The sequence below is a fragment of the Ruminococcus sp. CAG:379 genome (assembly GCF_000434255.1).
Lineage (GTDB): Bacteria > Bacillota > Clostridia > Oscillospirales > Ruminococcaceae > Ruminococcus_F > Ruminococcus_F champanellensis.
In genome coordinates this window covers 12494-17128 of sequence record NZ_FR894892.1, presented here as the reverse complement: position 1 = coordinate 17128, position 4635 = coordinate 12494, and the positions used below count along the sequence as shown (strand labels likewise).

3 protein-coding genes are annotated in these 4635 nt (G+C 55.3%); 2 read left to right on the top strand and 1 reads right to left on the bottom strand.

The features are described from left to right. Positions 1-2310: hypothetical protein (locus QVO51_RS06110; RefSeq protein ID WP_288167921.1), on the top strand; the 2310-nt coding region annotated here is incomplete at its 5' end. Positions 2311-2394: 84 nt separating this feature from the next. Here QVO51_RS06110 and QVO51_RS06105 read toward each other — a convergent pair. After that, positions 2395-3555: a hypothetical protein gene (locus QVO51_RS06105; protein ID WP_022357656.1), complete on the bottom strand. Its 1161-nt coding sequence runs from the start codon at positions 3553-3555 to the stop codon at positions 2395-2397. Positions 3556-3930: 375 nt separating this feature from the next. Between QVO51_RS06105 and QVO51_RS06100 the strand changes: the two genes are divergently transcribed. Continuing rightward, positions 3931-4524 carry an HD domain-containing protein gene (locus QVO51_RS06100; protein ID WP_015559168.1) on the top strand — a complete coding sequence of 198 codons (594 nt, stop codon included), beginning with the start codon at positions 3931-3933 and terminating at the stop codon, positions 4522-4524. Positions 4525-4635: the final 111 nt, after the last annotated feature.

Sequence of the window (4635 nt, the reverse complement as noted above, 5' to 3'; positions counted from 1 at the left end):
CATCGCCGTGCCCCGGCGGATACCTTCAAGCCCTCGGATGTGAAAAAGCCGGAGGTGTCCTTCATCAACTCCGCTGCAGCCATTGAGGCTGCCCAGCGTGCCAAGATGAATCCGGAGCAGGAAAAGCCACAGGCAAATTACGACACAGTGGTCATGAAGCGTCCGGCACCGGATGTGGACTACCAGCCCATGATCCGGAAGATGAGCAACTCCACCCGGGCAAAGGAAATGCAGAGCAAAAAGCGCCGTCGGCATGTGCAGTTTACATACGAGCGGGAATCCCCCAATGCCATGCCCCGGAAGCATGCGGAAGCGGAACAGACACCGTCCAAGCGGAAGGTGCGGGTGGTGGTGGAGGATCTGCAGGATCCCAACAAGGTGCCGGATTCCATTCCGGAAACCTTTCTGGAAACCCCGTATCAGGCTGTGCAGCCCACGGAATGCGTCAGCAAGGCGGAAAAAACCAGCATTGACCTGAGCAATCACCGGACGGAGGATCCCAACGAGCTGGATGTGAAATTCAACGGGGAGCGGATCCTGCTGGAGGATCAGCCCAAGCGGGCAAGGAGTCTGGATCATGAGGAGGATGCCAAGGCAGTCCGCCGGGAGATCTTTGAGATGCGCAGCAGCCTGTCCCTCCGGGTATTGGTGCTGGGTCTGCTGGCAGTCATCAGCGGATATCTGGCGCTGGCGGATTCCTACAGCCTGCCTATCTTCGCCAATATGCGGCTTGCCGCTGCCCCCAGAAGCTATGTGGGCATGCAGCTGCTGTTCGGACTGCTGGGTACTGCCACTGCTGCAAGCGTCATCGGCGGCGGCATCCGGAAGCTGTTCCAGCTTCGGGCAGACTGCGACACCCTGGCGTCCATGACCACCGTCTCCTCCCTTGGGGCGGCTGCGGCGTGCCTGTTCCACCCCGGTATGGTACAGAGCCATGTGGTGCATATCTACATGCCCATCGCCCTGCTGACCCTGCTGGGCAATACAGTGGGACAGCTGCTGATCGTCCGCCGGGCGGCACGGAACTTTCATCTGATCGCCGATAAGGTGGCGGATCACGCCGTGGTATGCGTGGAAAACGAAAAGCGTGCGGAATCCCTCACCCGGGGCACCATCGGGGATTTCCCCATTCTCGCCACCATGCGGAAAACGGAGCAGACAGTGGATTTTCTCCGGTACACCTTTTCCACGGATCTGGCGGATAAGTTCTGCCGGATGGCATGCCCCATCATTCTGGTGATCTCCATCATCGTGTCCATCTTCCTGTCTATTCTCCGGGCGCCCAGTCTGGAAAGCACCCTGTGCTTCGGTCTGAGCGTATTTTCCATGTGCTTTGCCGCCTGCGCCTGTGCATCGATCACTTTGGTGGCAAACCTGCCCCTGGAAAATGGCACGAAGAAATTCATCAAGAACAAGGCGGTTATGCTCGGCTACCAGAGCGTGGATGATTTCTATGATGTGAACTCCATTATGGTGGATGCCTCCGCATTGTTTCCGGAGGGAAGTGTGCAGCTGTCCTCCATCAAGATCTTTTCCGACACCAAGATCGATGACGCCATTCTGGATGCCGCCAGTCTGACCCGGCATGCAGGCAGCGTCATGCAGGGTCTGTTCAGCAACGCCATCGTCGGCAAGGAAGGCATGCTCCGGAAGGTGGAGAACTTTGCTTATGAAGAATCCCTGGGGCTTTGCGGCTGGATCAACAACAAGCGGGTGCTGTTCGGCAGCCGGGAGCTGATGACCGGTCACAACATCGAGGGGCTTCCCACCAAAACCAAGGAAAACGAGCTGACGGAAGGGGGCAGGGAGGCGATTTACCTGTCCGTGTCCGGCAATCTGGCAGCCATGTTCGTGGTGGATATCAAGGGCAGCAAGGCGGTGCGCTACTGGCTCAAGGAGCTGGAAAAACAGGAAATGTGCGTGCTGGTTCGCAGTCACGATGCCATCATCACCCTGTACCGGATCGCAAAGCTGTATGATATTTCCCAGGAGATGGTAAAGATTCTGCCCAGCCGCATGCACGAGGACTTTAACGCGGAAACCGCTCCCGTGAAGCATACCAACGCTTCCATGGCATGTGCAGGCAGGTTCCCCGGCTTTGTACAACTGCTGCTGGGGGCAAAGTCCATCCGCTCTGCCGCATGCTTAGGTGTGATCCTACAGACCGCCTCTGCATGCCTGGGACTTGTCATTGCCCTGGTGTATCTGTCCATGCAGGCTTATGCGGAGCTGTCTGCCACCTTGTTTATACTCTACCATCTGATCTGGACGGGGGTAACGCTGTTGAGCGTGGGCACCCGGCGGATCTAGGATCCCATACCATCTCTGTGCAGTATCCAAAGAAAAACCCCGGCAGGGAGCGTCCTGCCGGGGTTTTGTGTATGTACGGGATTCTTACAGCTCTGCTGCTTGAAGGATCTGAATGGTGTTCTCCTGCTGAAGCTGCTTTTTGATGTTGGGGATCATAAGCACGGAAACGATCAGAATACTCAGTACGCCCCAGAGCAGGCACTCGTTCAGGTTGCTTTGAATCTCGCCGCCCTCATCGTAATTGTCCAGGATCTCGGACATGTCCGCCATGCAGGCAGGAATGCTCTGGTGATCCTTTGCAAATTCCAGTTCGGTTTTACAGGTGCTCAGTGCGTTGTTGTATGCGGCGATGAATTCATCCTTGCTGTTGTAGTCCTCAGAATACAGCTTGATGTCCTCATCGCTGACGTTGTACACATCGGCGGCTGCTGCCTCCAGCTCGCTCTTGGTCTGTTGAACAGCCTGTACATATTTTCCGTCATCCGCAAAGACCTTCACAAATTCCTTTGCTACGCAGAAGTAGTTGGTGCCCACGCTGAAGACCAGGCACATGACCGCACAGATCACGGCGCCTACCATAGAGATCTTCCCGGCGAATTTCTTGTACAGAGTCACTGCCACGGTCATCCCCACAAAGCCGGTAATGTAGGCAACGTACCCCATTTCCCACAGGAGCCAGGTCATCAGCGCCAGTACCAGTGCCCCGATGGCGGCGCCCAGAATGCCGTGTACCCGATCCTCCGGCACCATGGAGGCGGTTTCCCGTTTGCTCCCCAGCTCCTGCTCCAGCCGGTTCAGACAGCTGGGACATGCCACCAGAAGATGTCCATCGGCACAGTAGTAATCCAGGGACTGTTCACTGCCGCACAGATTGCAGCAGGAGTGCATGTTGAAATTCCGCAGTACGGAAAGGATGGAATCCAGAAATGCCGCATACATTTCCCCGTTTTTCTTGACGGACTGGGCAAGCTGTTTCCAGGTGCAGACCACCTGCCGGGTGGAATCGTTGTACTGACAGGTCTGCATGTACTTGTGCTGCCCGGGTATGGAATCCAGTGCGGATTGCAGCAGCAACAGATTCCCCGTGGTGGTTGCTGCATCGGGAAAGCCGGCGGAGATCTCCATCCGGTTTTCCACCGGCTTGATGAATACGGAAAATCCCCCATAGGTGCCGAAATACACCCCGGTGTTCTTGTCCAGGAACAATCCGGTCAATTCGTGCATCAGCTGGTGCGGTTTTTGCATATGTATACCCCCAAACTTTTTTCCCGACAAGCGGGTATCATGGGCAACACCGCACAAAGCACGCCTGGCGGCTTTGCACAGCATCTGTTGACGAATTTTCCGTCATATCACACAAAAATTCCTTGCAATACGCCAGTATTCCTGCGTCGTTTCTATGCAATCTGACGAAAAATCTGTTAGCACATCTACTGCACAATCTTTGTGCGGTATTACCCATAATTATTATACACCTGTTTTGTTAAAAATGCAAGTATCTTGTTGGAGCATCGCACAAAACCGTCCCGGATTCCTTTGTGCCGGAGCCTGTTCCCCTTGCAACCGCCCTTCAAGTGTGCTATAATACAGACAATGACATTCCGGGAATGGAGGATGCTTATGTCAGCAAAAGAAGAATTCATCGAGATTTACAAGGAGAACATCCACCGGGAGGGTGCGGACAGACTGCTGGAGTATCTGCACCGCAGCGATTTTTTCCGTGCTCCCTCCAGCAGCCGGTATCACGGCGCCCATGAGGGGGGACTGGTGGAGCACAGCGTGAATGTGTACCACTGCCTGAAGGATTACCTGGCACGGCCACGGGTACAGGAGCTGTATGGCATGCGCTATTCGGAGGAGACCATCGCCATTGTGGCGCTGCTCCACGACCTGTGCAAGATCGACTTTTACAAGGTCAGCACCCGGAACGTGAAGAACGACCAGGGGGTATGGGAAAAGGTGCCCTATTACACCATTGACGACGCCATGCCCTACGGTCACGGGGAAAAGTCCGTGTACATTATTTCCGGCTTTTTGTACGGAGAGGGGCGGCTCACCCGGGAGGAGGCGTTCGCCATCCGGTATCATATGGGCTTTTCCGGTACGGAGGATAAAAACACCATCGGCAGGGCGCTGGAGAAATACCCTCTTGCCATGGCGCTGAACGTGGCAGATATGGAAGCAAGCTATTTCATTGAGGGAAGCGATTCCTGATGGATGTAATTGGAGGCATACACGATGCAAAATTGGTTTGAACATGCGATCATCTATCATATTTACCCCATGGGCTTTTGCGGCGCACCCAAGGTCAACACCGGCGGGGAG

Bases quoted from the DNA above. Each gene is read 5' to 3' on its own strand.
- QVO51_RS06105 (WP_022357656.1), bottom strand. From the start codon at position 3,555: ATGCAAAAACCGCACCAGCTGATGCACGAATTGACCGGATTGTTCCTG.
- QVO51_RS06100 (WP_015559168.1), top strand. From the start codon at position 3,931: ATGTCAGCAAAAGAAGAATTCATCGAGATTTACAAGGAGAACATCCAC.